Annotated in this window: 21 protein-coding genes; 12 read left to right on the top strand and 9 right to left on the bottom strand. The window is 68.6% G+C overall.

Translation table 11 applies throughout. The features are described from left to right. The first annotated feature begins 234 nt into the window (after window positions 1-234). The 4 genes from D7X12_RS10250 (at window position 235) to D7X12_RS10235 (ending at window position 6,160) form a co-directional block, all read left to right on the top strand. On the top strand, window positions 235-2,205 hold the full coding sequence (locus D7X12_RS10250) for a M3 family metallopeptidase (RefSeq protein WP_120625085.1): 1,971 nt from the start codon (window positions 235-237) through the stop codon (window positions 2,203-2,205). Between the two features lie 241 nt (window positions 2,206-2,446). Continuing rightward, complete coding sequence (locus D7X12_RS10245; protein ID WP_244224467.1) at window positions 2,447-4,084, top strand: DUF1592 domain-containing protein; 1,638 nt, start codon at window positions 2,447-2,449, stop codon at window positions 4,082-4,084. Next, the gene (locus tag D7X12_RS10240; RefSeq protein WP_120625080.1) at window positions 4,081-5,409 is read left to right on the top strand and encodes a DUF1552 domain-containing protein; all 1,329 of its coding nucleotides are present in this window, start codon (window positions 4,081-4,083) and stop codon (window positions 5,407-5,409) included. The genes D7X12_RS10245 and D7X12_RS10240 overlap by 4 nt, the downstream gene beginning before the upstream one ends. A 94-nt stretch (window positions 5,410-5,503) precedes the next feature. Continuing rightward, entirely contained in the window at window positions 5,504-6,160 is a 657-nt protein-coding gene (locus tag D7X12_RS10235) for a CAP domain-containing protein (RefSeq protein WP_244224466.1), read from the top strand. 4 nt (window positions 6,161-6,164) lie between these two features. On the opposite strand, the gene D7X12_RS10230 is transcribed toward D7X12_RS10235, so the two are convergent. From D7X12_RS10230 to D7X12_RS10220, 3 genes are read right to left on the bottom strand one after another with little or no spacing between them, the layout of a single operon-like run. Next, complete coding sequence (locus D7X12_RS10230; protein WP_120625078.1) at window positions 6,165-7,142, bottom strand: hypothetical protein; 978 nt, start codon at window positions 7,140-7,142, stop codon at window positions 6,165-6,167. A gap of 51 nt (window positions 7,143-7,193) precedes the next feature. Then, a complete protein-coding gene (locus tag D7X12_RS10225) occupies window positions 7,194-7,874 on the bottom strand; it encodes a tetratricopeptide repeat protein (protein WP_120625077.1) in 681 nt (226 codons plus the stop codon). A 5-nt stretch (window positions 7,875-7,879) separates the two neighbouring features. After that, entirely contained in the window at window positions 7,880-8,092 is a 213-nt protein-coding gene (locus D7X12_RS10220) for a hypothetical protein (protein WP_120625076.1), read from the bottom strand. Between the two features lie 117 nt (window positions 8,093-8,209). Between D7X12_RS10220 and D7X12_RS10215 the strand changes: the two genes are divergently transcribed. Continuing rightward, window positions 8,210-8,839, top strand: a complete 630-nt coding sequence (locus tag D7X12_RS10215) for a CAP domain-containing protein (protein WP_120625075.1) — start codon at window positions 8,210-8,212, stop codon at window positions 8,837-8,839. A 32-nt stretch (window positions 8,840-8,871) separates the two neighbouring features. Here the strand turns inward: D7X12_RS10215 and D7X12_RS10210 are convergent, their stop codons facing one another. From D7X12_RS10210 to D7X12_RS10200, 3 genes are all read right to left on the bottom strand, one after another. Beyond that, a complete protein-coding gene (locus D7X12_RS10210) occupies window positions 8,872-9,705 on the bottom strand; it encodes a dienelactone hydrolase family protein (RefSeq protein WP_120625074.1) in 834 nt (277 codons plus the stop codon). Between the two features lie 138 nt (window positions 9,706-9,843). Next, entirely contained in the window at window positions 9,844-10,668 is an 825-nt protein-coding gene (locus D7X12_RS10205) for an FKBP-type peptidyl-prolyl cis-trans isomerase (RefSeq protein ID WP_120625073.1), read from the bottom strand. A gap of 191 nt (window positions 10,669-10,859) precedes the next feature. Next, on the bottom strand, window positions 10,860-11,114 hold the full coding sequence (locus tag D7X12_RS10200; RefSeq protein ID WP_341868210.1) for a GlsB/YeaQ/YmgE family stress response membrane protein: 255 nt from the start codon (window positions 11,112-11,114) through the stop codon (window positions 10,860-10,862). Window positions 11,115-11,275: 161 nt separating this feature from the next. Here D7X12_RS10200 and D7X12_RS10195 point away from each other — a divergent pair, with 161 nt between their 5' ends. The 5 genes from D7X12_RS10195 to D7X12_RS10175 all read left to right on the top strand — a co-directional run bounded on the left by D7X12_RS10195 (window position 11,276) and on the right by D7X12_RS10175 (window position 18,653). Next, window positions 11,276-12,499 (top strand): AAA family ATPase, encoded by a 1,224-nt coding sequence (locus D7X12_RS10195; RefSeq protein ID WP_120625072.1) that lies wholly within the window; start codon window positions 11,276-11,278, stop codon window positions 12,497-12,499. A 6-nt stretch (window positions 12,500-12,505) separates the two neighbouring features. After that, a complete protein-coding gene (locus D7X12_RS10190) occupies window positions 12,506-13,279 on the top strand; it encodes a hypothetical protein (protein ID WP_147443597.1) in 774 nt (257 codons plus the stop codon). Between the two features lie 13 nt (window positions 13,280-13,292). After that, window positions 13,293-14,417, top strand: a complete 1,125-nt coding sequence (locus tag D7X12_RS10185; RefSeq protein ID WP_120625070.1) for a GNAT family N-acetyltransferase — start codon at window positions 13,293-13,295, stop codon at window positions 14,415-14,417. Window positions 14,418-14,676: 259 nt separating this feature from the next. After that, the gene (locus D7X12_RS10180; RefSeq protein WP_208718930.1) at window positions 14,677-16,413 is read left to right on the top strand and encodes a DUF262 domain-containing protein; all 1,737 of its coding nucleotides are present in this window, start codon (window positions 14,677-14,679) and stop codon (window positions 16,411-16,413) included. Next, a complete protein-coding gene (locus tag D7X12_RS10175; RefSeq protein ID WP_120625069.1) occupies window positions 16,410-18,653 on the top strand; it encodes a DUF262 domain-containing protein in 2,244 nt (747 codons plus the stop codon). Before D7X12_RS10180 ends, D7X12_RS10175 begins: the two co-directional genes overlap by 4 nt. A gap of 78 nt (window positions 18,654-18,731) precedes the next feature. Here the strand turns inward: D7X12_RS10175 and D7X12_RS10170 are convergent, their stop codons facing one another. After that, the gene (locus tag D7X12_RS10170) at window positions 18,732-20,183 is read right to left on the bottom strand and encodes an MATE family efflux transporter (RefSeq protein WP_120625068.1); all 1,452 of its coding nucleotides are present in this window, start codon (window positions 20,181-20,183) and stop codon (window positions 18,732-18,734) included. 360 nt (window positions 20,184-20,543) lie between these two features. Between D7X12_RS10170 and D7X12_RS10165 the strand changes: the two genes are divergently transcribed. Next, window positions 20,544-21,443: a DapH/DapD/GlmU-related protein gene (locus tag D7X12_RS10165; RefSeq protein WP_244224465.1), complete on the top strand. Its 900-nt coding sequence runs from the start codon at window positions 20,544-20,546 to the stop codon at window positions 21,441-21,443. Window positions 21,444-21,499: 56 nt separating this feature from the next. Continuing rightward, on the top strand, window positions 21,500-21,910 hold the full coding sequence (locus D7X12_RS10160; RefSeq protein ID WP_147443596.1) for a hypothetical protein: 411 nt from the start codon (window positions 21,500-21,502) through the stop codon (window positions 21,908-21,910). A 9-nt stretch (window positions 21,911-21,919) separates the two neighbouring features. On the opposite strand, the gene D7X12_RS10155 is transcribed toward D7X12_RS10160, so the two are convergent. Both D7X12_RS10155 and D7X12_RS10150 read right to left on the bottom strand, forming a co-directional pair. Then, on the bottom strand, window positions 21,920-23,098 hold the full coding sequence (locus D7X12_RS10155; protein WP_120625065.1) for an aromatic ring-hydroxylating dioxygenase subunit alpha: 1,179 nt from the start codon (window positions 23,096-23,098) through the stop codon (window positions 21,920-21,922). After that, window positions 23,095-24,762: a GH3 family acyl-acid amido synthetase gene (locus tag D7X12_RS10150; protein ID WP_244224464.1), complete on the bottom strand. Its 1,668-nt coding sequence runs from the start codon at window positions 24,760-24,762 to the stop codon at window positions 23,095-23,097. Before D7X12_RS10150 ends, D7X12_RS10155 begins: the two co-directional genes overlap by 4 nt. Window positions 24,763-24,770 lie beyond the last annotated feature (8 nt).

Genomic DNA, 24,770 nt, shown 5'->3' with positions numbered 1-24,770 from the left:
CGCGGCGTGCGCTGCGTGCCCGAACAGGTCTTCGTGACCGCGGGGACGCAGCAGGCCTTCGATGAGGTCCTCCGGCTCGCGCTCGACCCGGGAGACGCTGTCTGGTTGGAGGACCCGGGCTACCCCGCGCTCACCGTCGTGGCGGCGCTCGCCGCGACGGGTTGCTCCAACGGCAGCATCACCCAGAACCGCGAGGCCCAGGCCCGCATCGCCGCCAACGCGTCGAAGACCCAGCTGGCGCCCTTCAAGGGCTCCGAGCCGCTCGCGGGCACGCCGGACGCCTTCAAGGCCCTGTGCAAGGCGGACCTGGAGCGTGCCCAGGCGCAGGTGGTCGCGCTGAAGAAGCTGGACGCGAAGGCGAACGGGCAGGCGGTGCTCAAGGCGTATGACGAGGCGCAGACGGCCATCATCAACGCGGCCAACCGCGCGAGCCTCACGCGCGAAGTGCACCCGGACGCGGCCATGCGCGACGCGGCCCGCGAGTGCGAGCAGCAGGTGGACGCGGCCAACGTGGCGCTGTCCCAGGACCGCGGCGTCTATGACGGGCTGTCGCTGGTGGACCTGTCCAAGACGGACGCCGCCACGCGCCACTGGGTGGACCGCGCGCTGCTGGACTTCCGCCGCGTGGGCGTGGACCGCGACGAGCCCACGCGCCAGAAGGTGAAGGAGCTCAACGACGAGATCCTCAAGCTGGGCCAGCAGTTCGGGCAGAACATCGCCGAGGACATCCGCACCGTGGCCTTCACGCCCAAGGAGCTGGACGGGCTGCCGGAGGACTACAAGAAGGCGCATGCGCCGGGCGCGGACGGCAAGGTCGTCCTCAGCAGCAACTACCCGGACTACTTCCCGTTCATGACGTACGCGAAGAACGGCAAGGCGCGCGAGAAGCTGTGGCGCGCGTACCGTCAGCGCGCGTTCCCGAAGAACCAGGCGGTGCTCACCCAGCTCATCGAGAAGCGCCATGAGCTGGCGACGCTGCTGGGGTACGCGAACTGGGCGACGTTCACCACCGAGACGCGGATGACGCGCACGCAGCAGGCGGCCTCGGACTTCATCGACCAGCTGGCGCAGGCCACCGAGGGTCGCGCGAAGAAGGAGATGGCGGAGCTGCTGGCGCGCAAGAAGAAGGACGTGAAGGGCGCCACCGTGGTGGAGCCATGGGACCAGGACTACTACGAGGACCGGGTGCGCGCGGAGCGCTTCGGCTACGACTCGCAGGCGGTGCGTCCCTACCTGGAGTACGCGCGCGTGAAGGACGGCGTGATGGGCATCACCTCCAGCCTCTGGGGCGTGGCCTTCCTGCCGGTGAAGGACGTGAAGACGTGGCACGGGGACGTGGAGGCGTACGACGTCCTGGAGAAGGGCAAGCCCCTGGGCCGCATCTTCCTGGACATGCACCCGCGCAACGACAAGTACAAGCACGCGGCGCAGTTCGACCTGGTCACCGGTGAGGCCGACAAGCGGCTGCCGGAGGCCGTGCTGGTGTGCAACTTCTCGCGCCCCGGCGACCTGATGACGCACGACGAGGTGGAGACGTTCTTCCACGAGTTCGGCCACCTGATGCACACCATCTTCTCCGGCCAGCAGAAGTGGACGCCCATCTCCGGCATCTCCACCGAGCGCGACTTCGTGGAGACGCCGTCCATGCTCCTGCAGCAGTGGGCGCAGCAGCCGGAGGTGCTCAAGAGCTTCGCCAAGCACCATGAGACGAACGAGCCCATCCCCGCGGAGCTGGTGGAGAAGCTGCGCGCGTCGAAGGAGTTCGGCACCGGTCTGTGGGCGCGCCGCCAGCTGTTCCTGTCCGCGGTCAGCCTCCAGTACTACTCGCGCGCGCCGGGCTTCGACACCACCGCCGTCCTCGCGGAGCTGCAGAAGAAGCTCAGCCCCTTCCGCCACGAGTTCCGCGACGGCACGCACTTCGAGCTCGCCTTCGGGCACCTGGATGGGTACTCGGCCGCGTACTACACGTACCTCTGGTCCTCCGTCATCGCGAAGGACCTGGAGTCCGAGTTCCTCAAGAACGGCTACCTGGACCGCGACACAGCGATGAAGTACCGCCGCACCGTGCTGGACCCCGGCGGCTCCAAGCCCGCCGCGGAGCTGGTGCAGGACTTCCTCGGCCGGCCGTACGCCTTCGAGGCCTTCCGCGCCTACCTGGACGGCACCGCCGCGAAGACGACGGACACCGCGAAGGACACGAAGTAGCGCTCGGCTGACAGAGCCCGCGGCGCGGTGGCCCCTTCGCCACCGCGCCCGCGGAACTTCTCTTCTCCTCCCGTGCCCGCGCGGTCGCTCATCCCCGCCCCGGGGATGGAGCCCGCCGTCCAGCCGTCATCACCCGGCGGCTGGAGAGGCTTTTGCTTGGAGCGCCCTCACCGGCGGCCTCGTGCGGAGGCCCGGTGGAGGAGCGCGCGACGTGAGGGTTCGGGGTCGGACATGGAAGGGGGTGGCCCTCGCGGGGGTGCTGCTCGCGGGCTGCGACGCGCCCCTCCCGAAGGCCCGGGTGCTGCCGGGGCCCACGCACGTCACGCCCGTCGACCCGATGGACGTCATGTGTCGCTCCCAGCCGCGCGACCCGGGCCGCGTCACCCTGCACCGCCTCAACCGCGCCGAGTACGACAACACCGTGCGCGACCTGCTGGGTGACACCCAGGCACCCGCGCGGCACTTCCCGCCGGACGACCACGGCTTCGGCTTCGACAACAACGCGGACGTGCTCAGCATGTCCCCGCTGTTGATGGAGAAGTACTCGCACGCGGCGAAGCAGCTGGTGGAGACCGCGTGGGCGAAGGGCACGCTGCGCACCTGCGTGTTGGATCCCGCCGCGCCGGAGCCCTGCGCGCGAGCCCTGCTCCAGGACTTCGCCCGCCGCGCGTGGCGGCGCCCGGTGACGGCCGGGGAGGTGGACGCCCTGGTGCGCTTCGTCGCGCTGGCGAAGCAGCACGGGGATGCGCCGGAGGTGGGGGTGAAGCTGGCGCTGCGCTCGGTGCTGGTGTCTCCGAACTTCCTCTTCCGCGTGGAACTGGACCCCACGCCCACGTCCACCGCGCCGCATCCGGTGAGCGACACGGAGCTGGCGAGCCGCCTGTCCTACTTCCTCTGGAGCAGCATGCCGGACGAAGCGCTGCTGAAGGTCGCGGAGGCCGGCCGCCTGCACGAGCCCGAGGTGCTGGAGGCGCAGGTGCGGCGCATGTTGGCGGACCCCAGGGCGCGGGCGCTGGTGGACAACTTCGCCGGCCAGTGGCTCTACACGCGCGCGCTCGACTTCGCCCAGCCGGAGGCGCGCTACGGCTTCGACGAGCCGCTGCGCCAGGCGATGCGCCAGGAGATGCAGCTGCTCTTCCAGGAGTTCATCACCGGGAACCACCGCCTCAAGGACCTGCTGGACGCGGACTTCACCTACGTGAACGACCGGCTGGCGGCGCACTACGGGCTGCCTCCGGTGGGCACCGACGCGATGACGCGCGTGAGCCTGGAGGGCCACCCGGAGCGCGCGGGCCTCTTCGGCAAGGGCTCGCTGCTCACCGTCACCGCCAACGCGGACCGCACCTCGCCGGTGAAGCGCGGGGTGTGGGTGCTGGAGCAGCTGCTCTGCAAGGGCCCGCCTCCGCCGCCGCCCGACGCGGGCGGGCTGGCCCCGGCGGTGGACCCCACGCTCAACATCAAGGAGCGCATGCGGCAGCACCGCGCGGACGCCACGTGCTCGGGGTGCCACGCGCTGATGGATCCGCTGGGCTTCGGCATGGAGAACTTCGACCCGGTGGGGCGCTGGCGCGTGAAGGAGGAGGGCGGTGCGACGGTGGACCCCAGCGGAGAGCTGCCCGGGGGGAAGTCCTTCCGGGGCGTGGTGGAGCTGCGCGCCGTGGTGAAGCAGGACCCGGACCTGTCCGCGTGCATGACGCGCCACCTGCTGTCCTACGCGCTCGGCCGGGGCGCGGAGGACGCGGACCGCTGCACCGTGCACGGCATCTCCAAGGAGGCCGAGTCGCGCGGCGGCCGGCTCGCCGACTACCTGCTCGCCATCGTCCGCAGCGACGCGTTCCTGCAACGGCGGGGCGAATCCGAAGAAGGACCGAAGCCATGAGTCGCCCCACCGTCCTCTCCCGCCGGACCCTGCTGCGGGGCGTGGGCGCGCTGATGGCGCTGCCCCTGCTGGACGCCATGCGTCCCCGCGCGGCCCGCGCCGCGGCCCCCGCGCCGCGCCGCTTCGCCGTCTTCTACACGCCCTGCGGCATCCACATGCCGAAGTGGACGCCCAAGGCCGTGGGCGCGGACTGGGCCCTGACGCCCACGCTCGAGTCGCTGGCGCCGGTGAAGGACGACCTGCTGGTGCTGAGCGGCGTGGACAACCTGCCGGGCCGGCCGGACGGCGATGGCCACCACGCCGCCGCGACGGCCGCGTTCCTGAGCTGCGCGAAGGCGCGCAAGACGGAGGGCACCAACATCCGCACCGGCATCTCCATGGACCAGGTGCTGGCGCGCGCCGTGGGCAGTGCCACGCGCTTCGCGTCGCTGGAGCTGGGCATCGACCCGGGCAAGGGAGTTGGCAACTGCGACTCCGGTTACGCGTGCCCCTACGCGAACAACATCGCCTGGGCGGGGCCGTCCACGCCGGTGCCCAAGGAGACGCGGCCCCGGGCCGCCTTCGACCGGCTCTTCGCGGACTTCGACCCCAACGCCACCCAGGCGGAGCTGGAGAAGCGGCGCGCGTATGGCCTGAGCATCATCGACGCCGTGCGCGAGGACGCGAAGGCGCTCCACGGAAGGCTGGGCACCACGGACCGGCGCAAGCTGGACGAGTACTTCACCGGCGTGCGCGAGCTGGAGCTGCGCGTCCACGCGATGGAGGGCGCCGGCCCCGCGTGTGGCGCGGTCGCCCCGCCCGAGGACACCGGGGACGTCCGCGAGCGGACGAAGGCGATGCTGGACCTCATCGTGCTCGCGTTCCAATGCGACCTCACCCGCACGTGCACGTTCATGCTGGGCAACGCGCGCAGCCAGCGCGTGTATTCGTTCCTGGGACTCTCCGGTGAGCACCACGCGTATTCGCACCACCAGAAGGCCCAGGCCAACTACGACGCGTTGGCGAAGATCGACCGGTGGGAGGTGCAGCAGTACGCCTACCTCCTCCAGCGCATGAAGGCCGTGCAGGAGGAGGGCGGGACGCTGCTGGACCACAGCGCCGTGTACTTCTCCAGTGAGATCGCGGACGGCAACATGCACGAGCACAAGAACCTGCCCATCCTGCTGGCGGGACGCGCGGGCGGGGCGCTCGCGCCCGGCCGGCACCTGCGCTACGAGGGCGCGCCGCTGGCCAACCTGTACATCTCCCTGCTGCGCATCTTCGGCGTGTCCGCGAACACCTTCGGCGACGACGGCACGGGGCCCCTGCCCGGCCTGGACGGATAGCGTCCGCCCAGGCATCCGCCCAGGCACCGAGGGGGCCGCCTGACCCGTTCACTTGTCGCTGCGCGGCGGGCCCCGACGCGGGATGATTCCGCGCATGGCTCTTCCTGTGTTCCGCCGCGGGCTCGCCGTGTTGCTGCTGGCCCCGTGGCTCGGCTGTGTCCCCACTTCGCAGTCCCGCCCCGTCTCCGCGTCCACGAAGAGGTCCGCGGCCAACGCCGCCGCGCGCAAGCTGTCCCAGCCCGCGCCCACCCCCACGCCGCCGGATGGCACCCGCAAGCCCGTGCCGTCCGCTGGCGACCTGAAGCGCGACATGGTGACGGCGCACAACCAGGCGCGGGCCCGGGCCTCGCGTCCCACGCCGAAGCCCGCGCTGCCGGCGCTGGTGTGGTCCGACGAGGCCGCGCGCAAGGCGGAGGCCTACGCGAAGGAGTGCCGCTTCGAACACAACCCGGACCGGGGCACGTTCGGAGAGAACCTGGCCGCCGCGACGCCGGACACCTGGACCACCGCGCAGGTGGTGAAGAGCTGGGCGGACGAGTCCGCGGACTATGACTACGCACGCGGCACCTGCGCGCGCGGGAAGATGTGCGGCCACTACACGCAGGTGGTGTGGCGCACCACGCAGGCGGTGGGCTGCGCGACGCGGCTGTGCACGAAGAACTCGCCCTTCGGCGCCAACGTGGGCACGTGGCAGCTCTGGGTGTGCAACTACGCGCCGCCGGGCAACTGGGTGGGCCAGAAACCCTACTGACGCACTACCGGGCCGCGAGCGTGATGACCTCGATGCCGTCCGCCGTGCCCACCGCGAAGCGGCGGTTCGCGGGGTCCATGGCGAACGGCGGCGCGGCCGGCAGGTGGTGGCGGATGCTGCTCAGCGCCAGGCCCGTGGACAGGTCCGGCCAGCGCTGCACGACGCGGCCCGTGGCGCGCTCCACCAACTTCGGGTGCTGGTGGAAGTCCACGACGTGCTCCGAGCCCACGACCATCAGCGGGCCCGCGGGCTCCTCCAGCGTCACCTCCGACAGCACCTTGCGCTCGCTGAGCGAGTACGTGCCCAGGAAGAAGGTGTCGCCGTCGCGGGACTCGTTCACGCGAACGAAGACGAGCGTGTCGCGCGCACCGAAGGCACCGGAGAGGAAGAAGAGCCCCTGCTCCACGCCGTCCATCAGGTCGCCCCGGTCCAGCGCGGCGGGGTCCTCCAGCGCGCGGTGCACGTCCACCACCGACACGGCATCCACCGGGTGCCAGATCCACCCCGCGCTCAACAGGTAGCGCCCGTCCGGGCTGAACTGGAGCCGCGAGTGGAAGAAGTCCACCGGTTCATTCGTGCGCTTCGTGAGGCGCTCGCCCGTCTCGACGTCCTCCAGCTCCAGCACGCAGTAGGACTCCGGGCAGTGGGCCAAGAGCGTGCGGCCACTGGGGAGCGAGTGCAGGGCGACGGGGTAGTCGTAGACGTTCGCCTGGTAGAAGTCGCGCTGGAGCTGTCGCACCACGCGGGTGCCTTCGAGCAGCAGCCCGGCCGTCCCGAGCGCTTCGTACAGGACGCTGTAGCGGCCGTCCGGCGACATCACCGCGCGGTCGAAGCGGTAGGCGAAGCGCACGTGCGGGTCGAAGGTGGTGCCGTCCAGGTGGTAGCGCACGGCGCCGCCCACCGGATCCACGAGCGCTTCGCCGCTCCAGCACAGGGAGGTCACGGCGGAGCGCGTCTTCAGGGTCTGTCGTTGGAAATCCATGCCGCCGGGACGGCCTGCACCGGGGCCCCCTGACACCGGGGGTCCGGAGGCTCAGTCCTGCAGCATCGTGAGCAGCTGCCGCGCCTGCGCCTGCAGCTCCTTGTCGGGGCCCTTGAGCACCCGCTGGATGTGGTAGCGCGCCCGGCCCGGGTCACCCTGGCGCAGGGCCAGCGCCAGGTTGAAGTGCGTGGGCGGATCCATGGGGTGCGCCTTCACCACGGGGGCGAGGATGCGCTCGGCGAGCGCCGGCCCTTCGCCCGGGACATGGTCCAGGTAGTGCACCGCGAGGTCGTTGGGGGCGCCCGTGTCCGTGGGCGCCAGCGCCACGGCCTCTTCCAACAGCGTGCGCACCCGGGCGTGCTGGCCCGCGACGTCCAGGGCGCGCGCGAGCTGCCGACGGGCCTCCACCGAGTCGGGCTCGCGCCGGAGCACCTCCTCGAAGAGGGGCAGCGCGTCCGCCAGCTTGCCGGCGAGCAGCGCGGCCATGGCGTGCATGCCCAGGAAGCGGGTGCTCTTTGGGTCCAGTTCGCGGAGCTTCACCGCGGCGGCCAGGGCGTTCTGCGTCAGGCCCCCGAGCAGCGACAGGTTGAAGACCTCATCCCAGAGGAACGCGTCGTCCGGCGCCAGCGTCAGCGCGTCGCGCAGCTCCTGCAGGGCAAGCCCCAGGTCGCCGGTCTCCAGGTACGCCCGCGAGCGCTCCCACTGCACGCGGTAGGACTCCTTCACCGTCATCACGCTCAGCCCCGGAACATCTTGTGGAACAGCCGCATGAACATGCCCGACTTGGGCGCGGTCTCCGGGCGGCCGGACTGCTGGTGCTGGGCGTTCGCCTGGAGGTCCAGCTTCATCTTCAGCTTCTTCAGGTCGGGATCGATGGAAAAGGTGCTGAACTCATCGTTCCCGTCCAGGGCCGTCTGGACCTTGCGCGCGCGGGATTCGTCTTGGCTCATGTCGCGTCCCTCCTGACTGGACAGGAGACCCTAGCACAGCGCGGCAGGCCGCCCATCGTGGCGTCCTACTGCTGTCTGCTTGCCCGCACACCCACCCGCGCGCGGATAATCCAACCCATGCGCCGTCCCTTCTGCCTCCGTTCCCTGTCCGCTGCCGCCCTGCTCACGCCGCTCCTCCTGGTCGCCTGCATCCCTGACGGGGATTCGCCGGATGACACCGTGGACGCGGGCCTCGACGCCGGTGCCACGAGCGACGCGGGCACCTCCGACGCGGGGCCCATCGTGGGGCCGACCCAGTTCGCCACCGACATGCTGGAGTCCCACAACGCGGCCCGGGCCAGCGCGCAGCCGCAGCCATCCCCCGCCCTGGCCCCGCTCACCTGGGACGCCACCGTGGCGGAGGTCGCCCAGAAGTGGGCGGACAACTGCAAGTTCGAGCACAACCCGAACCGGGGCAACGCGGGGGAGAACATCGCCGCCGCCACGCCGGACTCCCAGACGACGAAGGGCGTGGTGAAGGGCTGGGTGGACGAGGTGAAGGACTACGACTACGCGAAGAACACCTGCGCGGCGGGCAAGGTCTGCGGCCACTACACGCAGGTGGTGTGGCGCAACAGCTCCCGCCTGGGCTGCGCGGTGAAGCGCTGCACGACGGGTTGGCCCTTCGGAGGGACGGGCGGCGCGTGGGACCTCTGGGTGTGCAACTACGCGCCGCCGGGCAACTACGTGGGCCAACGGCCCTACTGACGCCCAGCGGCCCTGCTGACGTGCGGGCCGCGTCAGCGCTTGAGGGTGCGCGCGAGGAACGCGGACGTCTCCGCCCACGCCGCCGCGGCGGAGCGTTCGTCGTAGCGCGCGCCGGAGGGGTTGGCGAAGGCGTGATCCGCGTCGTACTCCAGGATGCGGCTGCGCACGCCCGCGTCCTCCAGCGCCTTCTCGAAGGCGCGCACCGTCTCCGGCGGGATGGACTTGTCCTTGGTGCCGAAGACGCCCAGTACCTGCGCCTTGATGGTGGACAGCTGCTGCGCGTCCGTCACCGGGTGGCCGTAGTAGAGGACCGCCGCGCTCAGCTCCGGCACCGCCATGGCGGTGCGCAGCGACCAGCCGCCGCCGAAGCACCAGCCGATGCTGCCGGTGCGCGGGGCCTGGATGCGCGGGTCGCTCTTGAGGAACGCGTGCGCGGCCAGCAGCGTCTTCGTCGCCTGTTCGGGATCCACCGCCTTCAAGAGCGCGAGCGCCTCGTCGCGGTTCGTGCCCACCTTGCCGCCGTACAGGTCCACCGCGAGCGCCGCGTAGCCCTCCGCCGCCAGCCGGTCCGTCCAGTGCTGCACGTGCTCGTTGAGGCCCCACCACTCGTGGATGACGAGGATGCCCGGCAGGGGACCCTTCGCGTTCTGGGGCAGGCTCAGGTAGGCCTTCGCGCCCCCGGGAAGCTCTATCTCCTGGCCCTTGCGCGCGGGGGCCGCGTCGGTGCGCAGGGTGTGCAGGGCCTTGAACTCCTCCTCGGAGACGGCGCCCGTGGCGGATGGCGTGCTTCCCACCTCCGCCGGCTTGCCCGTCGCACAGGCGGAAAGCAACAGCGCCGCCGCCAGCACCCACGTGAGCCTCTTCATGTCCGGCCTCATCGTCGTCGCGTCCTTTCGGGGTCCAGGAATGAAAGAGGGCCGGCGCGAGGGAAGGTGTCCCCCACGTCCGGCCCTCATTCCGTCGCTCCCGTCATGGGGAGGCGGGAGCGATGGGTACCGCGGTGATTACTTCGTCGCGGGCGGGGGCGGCTTGGGCGTCGGGGCCTTGTTGGGCGCCGGGGGAGGCGTGGCGCCCATGCCACCGGGCATGCCGGGAGGAGCCTCGGGGGGCTTCACGATCTCCAGCAGTTCCACCTCGAACACCAGCGCGGCACCGCCGGGGATGTTCGGGGGCGCGCCGCGGTCGCCGTAGGCGATGTCCGACGGGCAGGTCAGCTGCGCCTTGCCGCCGACCTTCATCTTCTGGAGGCCCTCGGTCCAGCACTTGATGACGCCCTGGAGCGGGAACTGGGTGGGCTCACCGCGCTTGTAGGAGCTGTCGAACTCCTTGCCGTCGGAGAGGGTGCCCTTGTAGTGCACCTTCACGATGTCCGAGGCCTGGGGCTGGGGACCGGTGCCCGCCTGGGTCTCCTTGTAGATGAGGCCGGACTCGGTCTTCTGCGCGCCGGTCTCCTTGGACTTCTCCTCCAGGAACTTGACCGACTTCTCCTTCTCCTGCGTGGCCTTGCGGACCGAACGCTCCTTGGCGAGCTCCTGGAGCTTGGGGCCGTAGACCTCCAGGTCCACGTCCGTCTTCTGCCCGGTGACCTGCGCGGAGAGGCCGGCCTTCACGAACTCCAGTTCCTGCGGGCTCATGTCGAACACGCTGATGCTGCGGCCGATGGACAGGCCCAGCGCGTACAGCGTCTTCTGCTCCTCGGTCTGGGGAGCGCCCGCGGTGGCCGCGGTGGTGGTGCCCGTGGTGGCGCCCGCCTTGTCATCCTTCGCGCCGCCCTGACCCTGGCAGGCCGTCAGGCTCAGCATGGTCGCAATCAGAATCGTCTTCTTCATGATGTCGTCGCCTTTCCTGTGGCTCAGCGGCAGCCGACCGCCCGCTGCATGCCCGGGGCGCGGTGTACTACAGAAAATGCCCGTCATCCTCTTGGGAACCATGCTTTCCCCGGATGGGCGCCCCGGCGGGTAGGACAACCGGCCGCCGGGCCCTCAACCGTGGGGGCGGGCGGGGATTCCCGGCCTACCGTTCACGTCCGCCGAAGGCGGATTGGAACACCAGCAGCAGGACGGCGGCGCCCAGGACGGCCCCCAGGAAGCCGGCGGGCTCCGGGTCGCGCCAGTCGGTGCCCCGGCCACACGGACGTGAGGAAGCCGCCCACGAACGCGCCCCCGACGCCCAGGAGCGTGGTGGCGAGGCAGCCCAGGCGCTGGTTCCCCGGCAGCACGGCCCGGGCGATGAGGCCCGCGAAGAAGCCGAAGATGATCCAGCCGAACAACCCCATGGCACCCTCCCGCGTCACGCGTATGGGCTCAATCTGGCGTGGTCCAGGCCTTCACGGAAGGGCGGAAGTCCTGGGTGGAGGTGTTCTTGACCCCTGGGAGGGCGTGTGGTGCGGTCGTTGGCTCACGCTGCGCCCCCTGGCGCCCGGGGCGGGACCCTCTGATGAACAAGCTGACGCGACTCACCATCAAGCAGTTCCGGAACGTCGCTCCGACGACGCTGGAGTTCCGCCCGGGCATCAATGTGCTCCTTGGGCGGAATGCGGCCGGAAAGACGACGCTGCTGCGGCTGCTGTCAACCATGGCAGGGGTACCAGACGCTGCGCTTCAGAATGATCAGCTTGAGGTAAATTGTCACGTCTCCGGTGAATTGCTCGACCTTGAGCACACAGTGACCAAGGCACGCGTCGACGTTCCTACGCACCCCTTGGTCTCGGGTCGACTGATGAGAGAGGACTTCCACAGCCTTCAGCAGACAGACTCTCTCACCTTCAAAAAGAAGGACGGCGTCGTTATCATAAAGGCGGAGCTGCGCCCAAACGAAGTAATATTTGAACATGAGGGAAAGCAAATCCGCGTAATACGTCAGTTTTTTGATGAACCAATTGCCTCAGTCTTTTTTGCGCTCCTCAGCAGTGAGGCAAACGCATCCCCCGACAGCACTTTTCACATACTCCCTTTGTCGATCAAGACAGCGGGGCGCATGGACGAGAGCCTTGAGCAGTTTAGCGCACTGCTCAAAGTCGAAGCACAGACAGACGGCGATGGCGGCAACTGGAGCGGTTCGGGAATTCCCTATTCAATGAGCGAAATGCTGGCCGGATTCGTGCCGGATGGCAGCACCACAGCAACATTCTCGCTGGGGTTTCTTAGCCGTGCCGCGACTGCTCTTGGGTACGAATCCGCAAACGCACGATTTGATGTCGAGCGCCTCATGCCGGACCAACGGCGCCAAGTCATGCGACTAAGCAATCTCCATTTCTTCTTCCGGCGTCCTGGCGAAGAGATTTCCCATGAGCGACTCAGTTATGGCCAGAAACGGCTACTTGCTTTCTTCGCCCACGCTGACGCATCACCAGACTTGCTCATCGCCGACGAACTCGTGAACGGCCTGCATCACGACTGGATTTCAGCCTGTCTCGATGAGCTTGGTGAGCGGCAAGCCTTTCTGACGAGCCAAAACCCGCTGCTGCTGGACTTCCTGCGCTTCGACAGCGTCGAGGAAGTCCGCCAAACCTTCATCCTCTGCGAGCGAGCTAGCAATGACGCCGGTGCCCAACTCATCTGGCGCAATCCCACGGAGGACGAAGCCGAGTCCTTTTTCCTCGCCTATCAAACCGGGATCCAGCGCGTCTCGGACATCCTGCTCACCAAGGGACTCTGGTGACGTATCATGGCGGCCCGTGCTCGCATCCTCGCCCTGACTGAAGACTCAGGCCGTCAGGGGCAACCCACCCTTCAGAAGATCTTGAAGGAAGCGCTCAAACTCGTCGTGGTGGGCGTTGACCTGAATCCGGCCCGGGTTCGAATCGAGCCACTGCCCGAGAACGACCGCGCGCTCCACGCCATCCATGCGAATCAATGGAAGCAGCAACCGCCCACCCGGGACACCGTGATTCTGCTCAGTGCCATCGCGGCGCGCCTGCTCGAACCAGCGGGGTTCGTCGTCTTCCACTTTGATACCGACCGAGTGTGGAGCCAGCGTGAGAGCAGTGAAAACCGCCAGAAATTCGAGACCATCATCCGCGATGGCGTGCGGCGCATCTTGAAGGGTGGCGCCCCATTGCCAGTGACGCCTCGCGCACGCCCCACGCTGACCGCCGAGCAGATCGAAGCCGCACTGAGCCGCCTTCTGGTCCTGTCCCCCTGCTACAGCATGGAGTCCTGGCTCTATCAGGCAACGAACGAACTTCTTCCCCGTTGCCAGGGCCGGCACAGCTCCGAGGAGCACCAGCAACTCATCTCGGCATGGGCTGCGGACCGGACGCGCCTCGACGAAGTCCACCGCCCCAAGGACGAAGCCCTGCCCTGCGTGGCAGACCACCATAACGAAACACTCTCCAAGTCCTTCCCGGCGGATGACGTATGGATGGCCGAGCGCTCCTTTCATGAGTCCGTCGAGCGCATGCAAGCCTGCACTGCGTTGGTCGAAGCACTCGGTCACTGAGCCCGCCCGAGCCATGAGCCCCCTGCGACGTGCCACCCGGGATGACAACGCCGCGCTGCTGGACCTGTTCGGCGACGTGCCCATGACGGGGGACCTGGTGCTCAGCACCCAGCGCGCCCCGGACTACTTCGCCCTCTTCGCCATGCAGCGCGGCGAGGCGGACGTCTGGGCCCAAGACCAGGCCCAGGCCCAGGGCGACCCCACCCGGCTGGACGCCATGGGCGCCATCCACGTGCGCGACGGGTGGCTGGAGGGCCGGCCGTGCCGCGTGGGCTACCTGGGCGATTTGCGCACCCGCTTCTCCGCGCGCCGGGCCCGAAGCGTCGCCCGCTTCTATGGCCCCGTCCTGGAGGAGACCGCCCGCCGCCAGGGCGTGGACGTCTTCCTCACCGCCGTCATGGCCTCCAACGCCGCCGCGCTCCAGGCGCTCGTGCGCCGCGCCGCCACGCGCGAGGCCCAGCCGCACTACCACCTGCTGCGCGCCTTCTCCGCCGTCTCCATCCAGTTCGTCCTCCGCCGCCGCCCGCGCCCCAGCCCCTTCACCGTGCGCCGCGCCACCGCCGCGGACGTGCCCGCCATGGCCGCGCTCCTGGACGCGGACCACCGCGCGCGCCCCTTCGGTTACCGCTACGACTCAGGCGAGCTGGAGCACCGCTTCGCCCACTGGCCGGGACTGCGCGTGGAGGACACGTTCCTCGCGTTCGACGCGGCCGGGCGCCTTCGGGGCTGCACCTCCGCGTGGAACCCCGACGCCGTGAAGCGCTACCGCGTGCTCGCGTACCGGGGCGGGATGAAGTGGGTGCGCCGGGGCTTCAACGCGCTCGCCACCGTGACGGGCGCTCCCCGGCTGCCCGCGCCCGGAGAGGACTTCCGCTACTTCTACCTCTGCAACACCTGCGTCCCCGGCGAGGACCCCGCCGTCTTCCGCGCGCTGCTCGACGCCGTCTACGCCGCGTTCCACGGCCAGGGCTTCCACTTCTTCACCCTGCAGCAGGACTCCGAGGACGCACTGGCGCCGGCGCTGAAGGGCTTCTTCCAGCGCCAGCTGGACTTCCACCTCTACGCCGTCACGCCCGCCTCGCGCCCCCCGACGACCTTCCCCCGCGGGCGCACCGGCTTCGAGATCTGCCTGCCCTGAACGGCGCGCCTCTCGCTAGAGCCAATGCCGATCAGTTAAGGGCGAGAAGGATCACCTGCCCATCGGGCCCACCTCTGCATGCCTCATGCCGTCGCCGCGCCGACCGAGCTCGAAATGGCAGTGGCATAGTCAACCGTTCACGAGAGCGAATCAAGCCCAGTACAGTATCCCCCCTGATATCGTTCACGCTCAATGAAATTGCACTGCAGCAACGCGGACTTGGGCGAAGAAGGACGTCGCCCCGAAAGGGCTGCCTGAAATGCCTCACGAGACGATGGATGGCGCTCTCCTTGAGTTCAAGTTGATCGGAGACATCGTTGGTTCGTTCCGTGTTGCCAGGTACCAGCGAGGGTATCGCTGGGGGCAACTCGAGGTGGAGCGCCTACTCAACGACATCTGGGAGAGCAAGGGCAAGCCCTATAGCCTGCAGCCAGTTGTCGTAAAGCGTGACGGCGAGACCGCGTGGGAGTTGGTCGATGGCCAGCAACGCCTCACGACGCTCTTCCTCATCTTCGTATTCATGCAGCGCGAGCGGCTCCAGAATTCTGGCCCACCGTACTCCATCACGTACGACACGCGGCCAGGAAGCGAGACCTACCTGCAAGAGCTTGATGCGGCTCGCGCCAAGAGCAACATCGACTTCTTCCATCTCCACAGGGCGTACGAGTGCATCCGAAAGTGGTTCGATGCGCACGGCGCCCGTCGGCAGTACGCCGCCAACAAGTTCTACGGGTACCTCTTCGAGAGCGTGCGCGTGATCTGGTACGAGGCGCCGAAGGGGCTGGACTCGACAACGCTCTTCACGCGCCTGAATGTCGGCAGGATTCCACTTACGGACGCGGAGCTGGTCAAGGCGCTCCTGCTCTCGCGCAGCCGTGGAGGCGCCGACGCCACGGACAGGACTTATGAGATCGCTGCCCAGTGGGACAGCATCGAGCGCGATCTCCAGCATCCCGACGTCTGGGCGTTCGTCGCAGACGAGCAAGCCGCAGATAGTCCGACGCGGATCACCCTGTTGCTCGACACCCTCGCGGGAGGACCTTGCGGTCGGGCGCGTCCGCTCTTCCACACCTTCGACGCACTGCGAGAGCAGGTGGAACAGAATTCATCGAAGGTGGTCTGGGACCGGGTCGTCGACCTCCACGCACTCGTTCTCGGCTGGTTCGAGAACCGCAACCACTACCACAAGATTGGGTACCTTGTGGCTGTGGGACAGCGCTTCAGCGACCTCGTCGGGCTCGCCGCAGGCAGGACAAAGAGCAGCTTTGAGGCCGTCCTCGACAAGCGGATTCGCGACACCCTCGACCTCACGCCCTCCGGCTTGACAGCGCTGAGCTACGAGACGGACGCACATAAGGATAAGTGCACACGTCTTCTCTTCTTGATGAACGTCGAGACGGTGCGGCGTGTAGCGCACTCCTCCGAGCGCTACTCGTTCCGACTTCATGGGCTCGGAGACTGGTCGCTCGAGCATATTCACGCGCAGCACGCGGAAGGCCTGACGAAGGCTGAGCAGTGGAAAGAGTGGCTCCGGCTTCACCGCGAAGCACTCGCAGACCTTCACTCGCTCGACAAAGCACGCCGCGAAGAGCTCCTCCGGAGAATAGACGATATCGGTGACCAAATTGATCGGCAGGTGTTCCAGGATCTCGCGCGAGACGTGACGGCAGCCTTCACGCTCGCGGATGCGTCGACCTCGGAGACCGTGCATTCGGTCCATTCGGTGACCAACCTCGCTCTACTGGCTGGCGGCCATAACAGCGCACTGAACAACGCGGTGTTCGAGGTCAAGAGGAGGCGTATCATTGAGCTTGACCGGAAGGGCGCATACATCCCCATCTGCACGCGCCAAGTCTTCCTCAAGTACTACACGAACGCAGACGCGCAGCAGGTCCACTTCTGGAGCACACAAGACCGCGAGGCCTATCTGCGCGCAATGCTCTCCACCGAGGGCGGCATCGGCCTCTACCTCAAGCCCGAGGTGCATCAGTCATGAAAAGCTATGTCACGTCTTACAACGCTCTCTTCACTCGACGTGCGCCCGACGCGCCGGCCGTCGAGCGCATCGAGATACCGCTCATCCAACGGGACTACGCACAAGGGCGAGAGGGCGACGCGGTCGCGCGCATCCGCGCCAACTTCCTCGACGCCTTGCACAACGCCGTCACGACCGACACGCCCATCAGTCTCGATTTCGTCTACGGCGACGTGGAGAACGGCACGCTGCATCCTCTCGATGGTCAGCAGCGGCTCACGACCCTATTCCTGCTGCACTGGTACCTCGGCTGGCGCGCTGACCGACTTGACCAGGAGCAGGGCTGGAAGCGGTTCTCGTACGCGACGCGGGCGAGCGCTCGGCTCTTCTGCGAACGCCTTTCTGGCTGCAAGCCGCCTGCTGACGTGAAGGTGCACGCGTGGCTCAAGGACCAACACTGGTTCCTGCACACGTGGCAGCACGATCCAACAATCCAGTCGATGCTCGTAATGATCGAAGCGATCCACAAGCGCTTCGCCGACGCCGACTGCGCCACTGCGTGGAAGCGGCTCGTGGACGTCGAGGCACCCGCGATCTCGTTCCACTTACTGCCGATCGAGCAGATGGGCGGCTTGAGCGAAGATCTCTATATCAAGATGAACTCGCGCGGGAAGCCGCTGACGCCATTCGAGAACTTCAAGGCGAGGTTCGAGCAGGTCCTGGAGATCTCCTGCCCGGGCCGCGTCGAGGAGTTCGCGCAGAAGGTTGATGGCGCGTGGGCAGACATGCTGTGGCCATACCGAGGAAGCCACGACATCGTCGACGACGAATTCCTGCGCTATTTCCAGTTCGTCACCGATGTCTGCGAGTGGCACGAAGGACGGCTTCCTTCGGGTGCCGTCGCACCGCTCGCGGAGCGCGTCTACGGTCCGGGGAACAAGAAGGCCGCAACGCACCTGGACTTCCTCGTCCGGTGCTTCGACACCTGGGTCGACGTGGACATTCGCTCCGTATTCTCAGAAACGTTCACGCTGAAGCCGACGCTGATCGACTCCGACAACACCAGCAAGGTGGTCCTGTTCGGCTTAGCGGGAAGCGCTACGGTCGACCTGTTCGCAGAGTGCTGCCTTGGCCAGGTTCGATCTAGCTGGCCGCGCACGCTCTTTCTCTATGCGGTCCTGATTCACCGGCTGCACGACACCAACGAGTTCTCACGCAGGCTTCGCGTGCTGCGGAACCTGATCGAGGCATCGGGCAGCGAGCTGCGCTCCGAGAAGATGCCGGTGCTCCTCGCCGACGTGCGACGCCTCATCGTTGAGGGTACGCTGGACGGCATCTTGGCCTTCAATCAGGCGCAAGTCGCGGACGAGCGATTGAAGGCCGAGCTGTTGACCAAAGCTCCCGCGCTCGAGCGGCACCTCTTTCACCTCGAGGATCACCCCGTCCTACGCGGCTCCCTAGCGGCGTTCGAACTCGACAACGAGGTGTTCGAACGTCGGGCACGTGCGTTTCACGAGGTATTCACGAGCGAGAACCTCCCGCTTCTCACCGGTGCGTTGCTGGCTGCGGGGGACTACTCACGATCCCGCAACCGGCGCTTTTTCCAGTTCGGCTCGGGCTCTAACCTCTTCCAATGGAGGGAAATCCTCGCCGGAGCCAGCCGTGCGCACCTCGCCGGGGTTCGTGAGGTGCTCGGACGCCTACTCGACGCCATCACCGAGCGCGAGGGTGATGTTCGATCCGCGCTTGAGTCATTCAGGGACCACTGGCTTGAGACCACCGATAAGGACGGACGCGATTGGCGTTGGTACTTCGTGAAGTACCCCGAAATGAGAGCGGGCCTCTCTGGCATCTATGCCGCCGTAAACGGAGCCATGGGCTACAGCGTGTGCATGCTGGACAGAAGCCAGATGAATAGTTGGTACCGCGACCCCTACCTCTCCGCGATTCAACGCGAGGCTGGTGTCCCGAACGCTATCGATGAACCGTGGTTCATGGGTTACGAGAAAGAGCCGCGCTGGATGCGGCTAAAGAAAAGCGGGACGGAAATCCAGTGCGTGCGGGGTGGGCTACTGCTTCGAGCTCCCGCTGCTGAGCCGCACGCGAAGGCCTTCTCGCGCGTATGTGTGGCTCATGGGGTCGGGGCCGATCTTCTCTTGAAGGTCCCGCAGGTCGATGTGGGCGGGCGCCAACTCGACACGGAGGACCGGGTCCGACTCGGCGCCGCACTCGTGCGCGATCTGGCGAGCGCTGGACTGTAGCGTTCGCGTCGGCGGCACCTGTGCCTACCCAAATTTCGGGCGCTGCGTGCGCCTTTGGCCCCAGTTTGCGGACCCACGCTAGACGACGCGCGTCTTCCAGTGGCCGCGCCGGAACAGGAGGATGCTCGACACGGACATCACCGCGAACGCCACCGGCACCGCGATGAACACCCCCACCTCGCCCAGCCCCAGCGGCCTCGACAGCACCCAGGCCAGCGGCAGCTCCAGCACCCAGAAGCAGCCCAGGTCGATGAGCGTGGGCGTGCGCGTGTCCCCCGCGCCGTTGAACGCGGAGGTGATGACCATGCCGTACGCGCAGGAGACGAAGCACAGGCAGAAGATGCGCAGCGCCCGGGCGCCCGACACCACCACCGCCGCGTCCGTCGTGAACGCGCTCAAGAGCGGCGTCGCGAAGACGAAGAACACCAACCCGATGCTGCCCAGCACGAAGAGGTTGTAGCGGCCCGCCATCCACACCGCCCGCTCGCCCCGCTCCACGTCGCCCGCGCCCATGCTCTGGCCCAGCAGCGTGGAGGCCGCGTTGCCCAGGCCCCACGCGGGCAGCAGCGCGAAGAGCAGGATGCGCATGGAGATGGTGTAGCCCGCGAGCGCCGTGCTGCCGAACGACGACACGAGCCGCACCAGCACCACCCAGCTCGACGTGTTCACCAGCGCCTGCACCATGCCCGCGCCCGACAGCCGCAACATCGCCAGCATCGTCGTGGGCTCCAGCGCCACGTGCTCGCGCCGCACCTGGAGCCGCCCGTTGCCCTGCATCAACCGGAAGAGCTGATACACCACGCCCGCGCTGCGCCCCAGCGTGGTGGCCCACGCCGCGCCCACCACGCCCATCTCCGGGAACGGCCCCAGGCCGAAGATGAGACACGGCGCGAGCACGATGTTGATGCCATTGGCCAGGCCCAGCACGCGCATGGCGATGGCCGCGTCGCCCGCGCCCCGGAAGATGGCGTTGATGAGGAAGAGCAGCAGGATGCTGACCACGCCGCCCATCATCACGCGCGTGTAGCCCACGCCGTGCTCCAGCACCCACGGTGAGCCGCCCAGCGCGACCAGCAGCGGCCGGGCGAAGATGATGCCCGCCACGGCCAGCACCAGGGAGATGATCACCCCCAGCCCGATGGCCTGCACCGCCGTGCGCGCGGCCCGCTCCGCGTCCTTCTCACCGATGCGCCGCGCCACCAGCGCCGTGGCGCCGATGCTCAACCCCATGCCGGCCGCGTAGATGATGACGAGGATGGACTCGGTGAGCCCCACCGTGGCGACCGCTTCCGCGCCGAGCCTGCCGACGAAGAAGACGTCCACCACGGAGAACACCGACTCCATCAACATCTCCAGCACCATGGGCACGGCCAGCAGGAAGATGGCGCGCCCGATGGGCAGTCGCGTCAGGTCCAGCTCCGTGCCGTGCAGCGCTTGTTTCACCAGGCGCCACAGGCCCTCGGACGGGGGGGCGGGGGCCTCGACGTCGGAGGCTGTCGACGGTGCGTCTTCCAGGGGTGCGGGGCTCATGCGGGATGCCTTCCTACAGGAACGGAGCGGAACGTGCCGCCCACCGACGCGGCATCCCACGCAGCCTGACCCCGACCCCTGACGTCTGGAGGTGCCGCACCCACCCACGTGCTGCACACGGGCGAGCGTCGGCTGCCTGACGACGGTGTCGCGCTCGGGGGTGACACCTGATGGAGGGGGCGAGGAGTAGCTTGCAGATTCCCGATGAACCCCACGACAGCGACCGCTTCCTCCCTGCCCACCGTGGTGGGACCGCATTTCACGTTGGCCTCGTCCGCACGCCTGCTGGGCACACTCCAGGTGGGGCGCGGGGCGGTCATTTCCCGAGGCACCGTCGTGCGCTCGGTCGGAGGCTCCGTGATGATGGGAGCCTCCTCCACACTGCGCGAGGACGCGGTGGTGGTGGGCACACCGGAGCGTCCCGCCTCCATCGGTGAGAAGAGCCACCTGGGGCCGCGCGCGCTTGTCATTGGCGCACAGGTAGGGGCGCTGTGCGACATCGGAGGTGGCGCCATCCTGATGCCCGGCGTGACGCTGGGCGACCGCTGCGTGGTGGGGGAAGGCACGGTGCTGCCTCCGGGCATGACGGTGCCGGAGCAGTCGGTGGTGTTCGGCCGGCCCGGGCAGGTGCTGCGGGTGCTCTCCACCGAGGACCTGATCCGCCTGCAACAGCGCCGGGGCGGCGACATGTCCCTCTCCGGGCAGGCGTTGACCTCTTTTTCAGCGCGCGACCGCGCCGAGGATGCACCCATGGGCCAGCTGTATGCCTTCCGCGACCGCCACCCCTTCGTCCACCCCACCGCCACCCTCTTCTCCTCCGCGGAGATCTCGGGCGACGTCGTCATCGGCGCGGGCGCCATCATTGGCGCGGGCGTGAAGATCACCGGCGACGTCAACGGCCCGGTGCGCATTGGCGCGCGGGTGCAGGTGCTGGAGAACACGGTGCTGCACCTGCTGCCGGACACCATGCTGGTGCTGGAGGAGGGCGTGGTGGTGGGCCCGGGCTGCGTGCTGCACGCGTGCCATCTGGGCGCGGGCACGGTGGTGGAGCCCGGCGCCATCCTCTGCGAGGGCAGCCACCTGGGCAAAGGCTGTCACGTGGCCGCCGGCACCCTGGTGAAGGCGCACACGGTGTTCCCGGACTACGCGCTGGTGGAGGGCTTCCCCGCCGTCCAGGTGGGCACGCGCACGTCGCCGCCAGAGCCGCCGCGCTGGGTGCTGCGCCCGGAGGACCTGCCGGGCCTGCGGCGCATGGGCTGAAGCGCCGTTCGCACGACGGGTTGCTCCACCCGGGTGGCTCGGGCATCGTCGGAGCCATGGGCAAGCTGGAGCAGGTGGAAGCCGTCCGAGCGGTGTTCGAGGTCGTGGGGCCCCTCTTCCTGGGGATCCTCACCGGCGCGCTCCAGGAGAAGTACGTGTACCCCCGGATCGTCGAACGGCTGGGAGGCCTGGCCAAGTGGCTCTCCACCCCTGCCAACGTCTTCCTGGGCGTGCTGACCATCTGCATCTACCTGGTGGTGGCGGCGGCGTGTCATGCCTCCAACGCCCCGGAGACGCTGGCGTGGCTCCGGGCACACGCCCCCTTCCAGCCCTCGCCCGGGTCGCTCCGGATCGCCTTCTTCGCGGCGACCTTCCTCTGCGGGCACAGCCTCGTCATGCTCGGGGCGTCCCCTGCCGAGGAGGAAGACGGACTCCACGCGCAGCCGCGCGGTCACGGGCGCCGGTAGGGGCCGGGGCTACACCCAGAACACCACGTCGCGCTCCGCGTCCTCGGGACCGGGGCCCCGCGCGCCTTCGCGCAGCCAACGCCGGTAGGCCTCCACGTCCGCGTGGTGCAGGTCCGCCTCCGTGCCCGAGTACACGCCGCCCCCGGGCCCGTCCGTGAGCCCCTGGCGCTGCGTCTCCATGATGACGACGTCCTGCTGGATGACCTGGCGCGTGTACCAGCGCACGAAGGGCGTCAGCGCGCGGCCCACCCACGCGCCCGGCAGGTCCACCGGCAGCCGGTAGCTGATGGCCGTGTACACGAGCGTGTCCGTGGGCCCGATGGGCGTGCACTGCGAGTTGATGGCGAAACCGCTGTCACCCCACTGGTAGTCCACGCGGGTGATGTTGGGCACGATGAACTCATCCGTGTGCACCAGCGGCAGGCCGCGCGGGTTGAACAGGCGGCCCAGGCCCGTGAGCGCGTCCTCCTCCTGGAGGTACGTCATCCGCACGCGGCCCGCGTGACGCTTCACCGTGGAGGGGACGCGCTTGCGCGTGGGGTTGCGGAACCAGCCCCGGTGCACGAAGGACGTGTGCGGCACGTCCATGAAGTTCTCCACCAGGTTCGTCACGCCGTTCGCGAAGCGCGTCACCATGAAGTAGACGGTCCAGCCGCGCTCGCCCCAGTAGGGCACGCGGAAGGGTTCGGCTCGGGCCTGGGTCACGTCCTCGCCCAGGTAGACGTAGACGAGCCCGTCCTGCTCGCGCGTGGGGAAGCGCGCGAGTCGTCCCAGGTCACAGGGCGCGGGCTTGAGGCCTTCGTGCGCGCAGGCGCTCGCGTCCAGCTTCTCGCCTCGCTGTGGCGGCCCGAGCGCGGGGATCTCCACCACCGCGCCAGACGCGTCGTAGACCCAGCCGTGGTACGGGCAGCCCAGGCGTCCGTGGAACACGTCCCCCTTCGACAGCCGCGCGTTGCGGTGGAGGCAGCGGTCGCGCAGCGCGGTGGGCACTCCGTCCTGTCCGCGGAAGAGGACCAGGCCCGTGCCGAAGACGGTGCGCGCCACGGGCTTGTTCGCGGGCAGCTCCGTGGAGAGACACGCCACGTACCAGAAGTCCTTCAGCGCCCCGCAGCGGGCGAGGTCGGCCTCCGCCTCCAGGTCCACCGCGGGGCGGGCGTGAGGGGGACTCAGCGGATGACGTGCGTTCATGTTGGTGCTCCCGCGAACCAGTCGGACCAGCCCGGTTGACGGTGCAGGTCCACGGGCTTGATGTCGCCCGCGCGCTGTCCCAACTGGATGCAGCGTGCTTCGTAGCGCCGGGCTCCGTGCCGCACACGCACCGCGCGCACCGGGCCCAGTTGTCCCAGTTCGCGCGCGTAGCGGTAGTGGTGGCCCTCGCACAGCGCGCGCTCCACGGCCGCGGCCAGGGGCTCCAGTGGTGCGTCCGTCTCCACGAAGAGGCGGTAGGCCGGTGGCGTCCCCCACTCCGGCGCGAGCATGGCGAAGGCGGGACGTGGAGTGCCCAGGTGCGCGTCCAGCACCGTGGTGACTCGCGCGGCGGAGAGCTTCTCGCCCACCAGGTCCGTCACCGCGTCCGCGCGGCCCACGAAGCGCAGGCAGGGGGTCGCGTGCACGAAGCCCTCCACGCGAACGAGGTCCCCCAGTCGGTAGCGCAGCAGTCCGCCGGACGTGGAGAGCAGTACCGCGTAGGCGCGGCCCACCGTCAGCTCGTGCGCCAGGAGGGGACGCGCGTCCGGGCGCTCCGGATCCGCGAACTCGTGGAAGTGGCTTCGCACCGCGAGCACCGGCGCGGGTGCATCGAAGAGGGGCAGCGTGATGACGCCCTCGGTGGCGAGCAGGCCCTTGCCCTGCACCTCCACGCCTTCGAAGCGACGACATGCGGCAGGCACCGCGTGCGCCGCCTGGGCGTCCGTCCACATGCTCAGCAACGCGAGCTTCGGCCACAGCGTGCGCGCGGACGACACGCCTTCTCGCAGGGCGGCGCGGAGTGCGTGGGCTCCTGGCAGGTCGCGCGCCCCCTGGAGTCCCTGCACGAACGCGTTCCAGCTTGCCGTGGTGTCTCCAGAGAGGGGCACACCGTCCGCGTCATGTTCGGGAGGTCTCAGCGTGCCGCGCTCGAGGTCTTCCGCGAGCCGCTCTCCGTGTCGCGCCAGTGCGTCCATCAGCAGTGTGAGGAAGCTGGGATTCCACACGCTCACCAGGGACAGGTCCGCGCACCGCACGAGGAACCACAGCGTCACGTAGCGGCAGGGCTCCACGTGCGGTGCCTGTCCCACGGCTCCGGGCACCGCGAAGACGCGCGTGAGCAGCGGCTGCAATGGACGCGGGAACCAGGCGCTGTCCTCCGCCGAGCCCACCGGGATGCCTCCCTCCGTCCGCTGCTGCTTGCGCCCCAGTGGGGAGATGGACCAGTAGCTCGGCCCTTCGCGCACCGCGGGGCGACGCAGGAGCACTTCGTGGAGCATGGGCGCCAATGCACGCTGGAACTCGCCCAGCAGGCCGCGTGTCACGGGCACGGGCTTGGACGCTCCGGATGAACCGCCGGACAGCTCGAAGCGCAGCACGGGTTCGCGTGTGAGCACGCGGGCCTCTCCCCGGGCGATGCGCTCCACGTCCCCTGCCATCGCGTCGGGCGTGGACACCGGCACCGCGTCCTGGAACTCCCGCGCGGTCCGCACGGATCCGAAGTGCGGTATCCGTCCCGCCTGCACCGTGCCTTCTGTTGCTCGCAGTACGCGCGTCAGACACTCCGCCTGCGCGGCTTCCGGTGCTCGCAGCGCGTGACGGAAGCGCAGCGCGGACGGGGTCAGCGCCGCCAGCGTCGCGGACAGCATCCCGCGCGAAGTCAGCATCTGACGTC

This window comes from Corallococcus sicarius (assembly GCF_003611735.1).
GTDB lineage: Bacteria > Myxococcota > Myxococcia > Myxococcales > Myxococcaceae > Corallococcus > Corallococcus sicarius.
Note: the sequence above shows the minus strand (reverse complement) of the source record. Positions and strands in the feature narration are given on the sequence as shown.

What these genes read in the sequence shown, in the direction of transcription:
- D7X12_RS10240 (WP_120625080.1), top strand. Translation starts at nt 4,081, where the DNA reads ATGAGTCGCCCCACCGTCCTCTCCCGCCGGACCCTGCTGCGGGGCGTG.
- D7X12_RS10235 (WP_244224466.1), top strand. Translation starts at nt 5,504, where the DNA reads ATGGCTCTTCCTGTGTTCCGCCGCGGGCTCGCCGTGTTGCTGCTGGCC.
- D7X12_RS10230 (WP_120625078.1), bottom strand. Translation starts at nt 7,142, where the DNA reads ATGGATTTCCAACGACAGACCCTGAAGACGCGCTCCGCCGTGACCTCC.
- D7X12_RS10225 (WP_120625077.1), bottom strand. Translation starts at nt 7,874, where the DNA reads ATGACGGTGAAGGAGTCCTACCGCGTGCAGTGGGAGCGCTCGCGGGCG.
- D7X12_RS10220 (WP_120625076.1), bottom strand. Translation starts at nt 8,092, where the DNA reads ATGAGCCAAGACGAATCCCGCGCGCGCAAGGTCCAGACGGCCCTGGAC.
- D7X12_RS10215 (WP_120625075.1), top strand. Translation starts at nt 8,210, where the DNA reads ATGCGCCGTCCCTTCTGCCTCCGTTCCCTGTCCGCTGCCGCCCTGCTC.
- D7X12_RS10210 (WP_120625074.1), bottom strand. Translation starts at nt 9,705, where the DNA reads ATGAAGAGGCTCACGTGGGTGCTGGCGGCGGCGCTGTTGCTTTCCGCC.
- D7X12_RS10205 (WP_120625073.1), bottom strand. Translation starts at nt 10,668, where the DNA reads ATGAAGAAGACGATTCTGATTGCGACCATGCTGAGCCTGACGGCCTGC.
- D7X12_RS10200 (WP_341868210.1), bottom strand. Translation starts at nt 11,114, where the DNA reads ATGGGGTTGTTCGGCTGGATCATCTTCGGCTTCTTCGCGGGCCTCATC.
- D7X12_RS10195 (WP_120625072.1), top strand. Translation starts at nt 11,276, where the DNA reads ATGAACAAGCTGACGCGACTCACCATCAAGCAGTTCCGGAACGTCGCT.
- D7X12_RS10190 (WP_147443597.1), top strand. Translation starts at nt 12,506, where the DNA reads ATGGCGGCCCGTGCTCGCATCCTCGCCCTGACTGAAGACTCAGGCCGT.
- D7X12_RS10185 (WP_120625070.1), top strand. Translation starts at nt 13,293, where the DNA reads ATGAGCCCCCTGCGACGTGCCACCCGGGATGACAACGCCGCGCTGCTG.
- D7X12_RS10180 (WP_208718930.1), top strand. Translation starts at nt 14,677, where the DNA reads ATGCCTCACGAGACGATGGATGGCGCTCTCCTTGAGTTCAAGTTGATC.
- D7X12_RS10175 (WP_120625069.1), top strand. Translation starts at nt 16,410, where the DNA reads ATGAAAAGCTATGTCACGTCTTACAACGCTCTCTTCACTCGACGTGCG.
- D7X12_RS10170 (WP_120625068.1), bottom strand. Translation starts at nt 20,183, where the DNA reads ATGAGCCCCGCACCCCTGGAAGACGCACCGTCGACAGCCTCCGACGTC.
- D7X12_RS10165 (WP_244224465.1), top strand. Translation starts at nt 20,544, where the DNA reads ATGATGGGAGCCTCCTCCACACTGCGCGAGGACGCGGTGGTGGTGGGC.
- D7X12_RS10160 (WP_147443596.1), top strand. Translation starts at nt 21,500, where the DNA reads ATGGGCAAGCTGGAGCAGGTGGAAGCCGTCCGAGCGGTGTTCGAGGTC.
- D7X12_RS10155 (WP_120625065.1), bottom strand. Translation starts at nt 23,098, where the DNA reads ATGAACGCACGTCATCCGCTGAGTCCCCCTCACGCCCGCCCCGCGGTG.
- D7X12_RS10150 (WP_244224464.1), bottom strand. Translation starts at nt 24,762, where the DNA reads ATGCTGACTTCGCGCGGGATGCTGTCCGCGACGCTGGCGGCGCTGACC.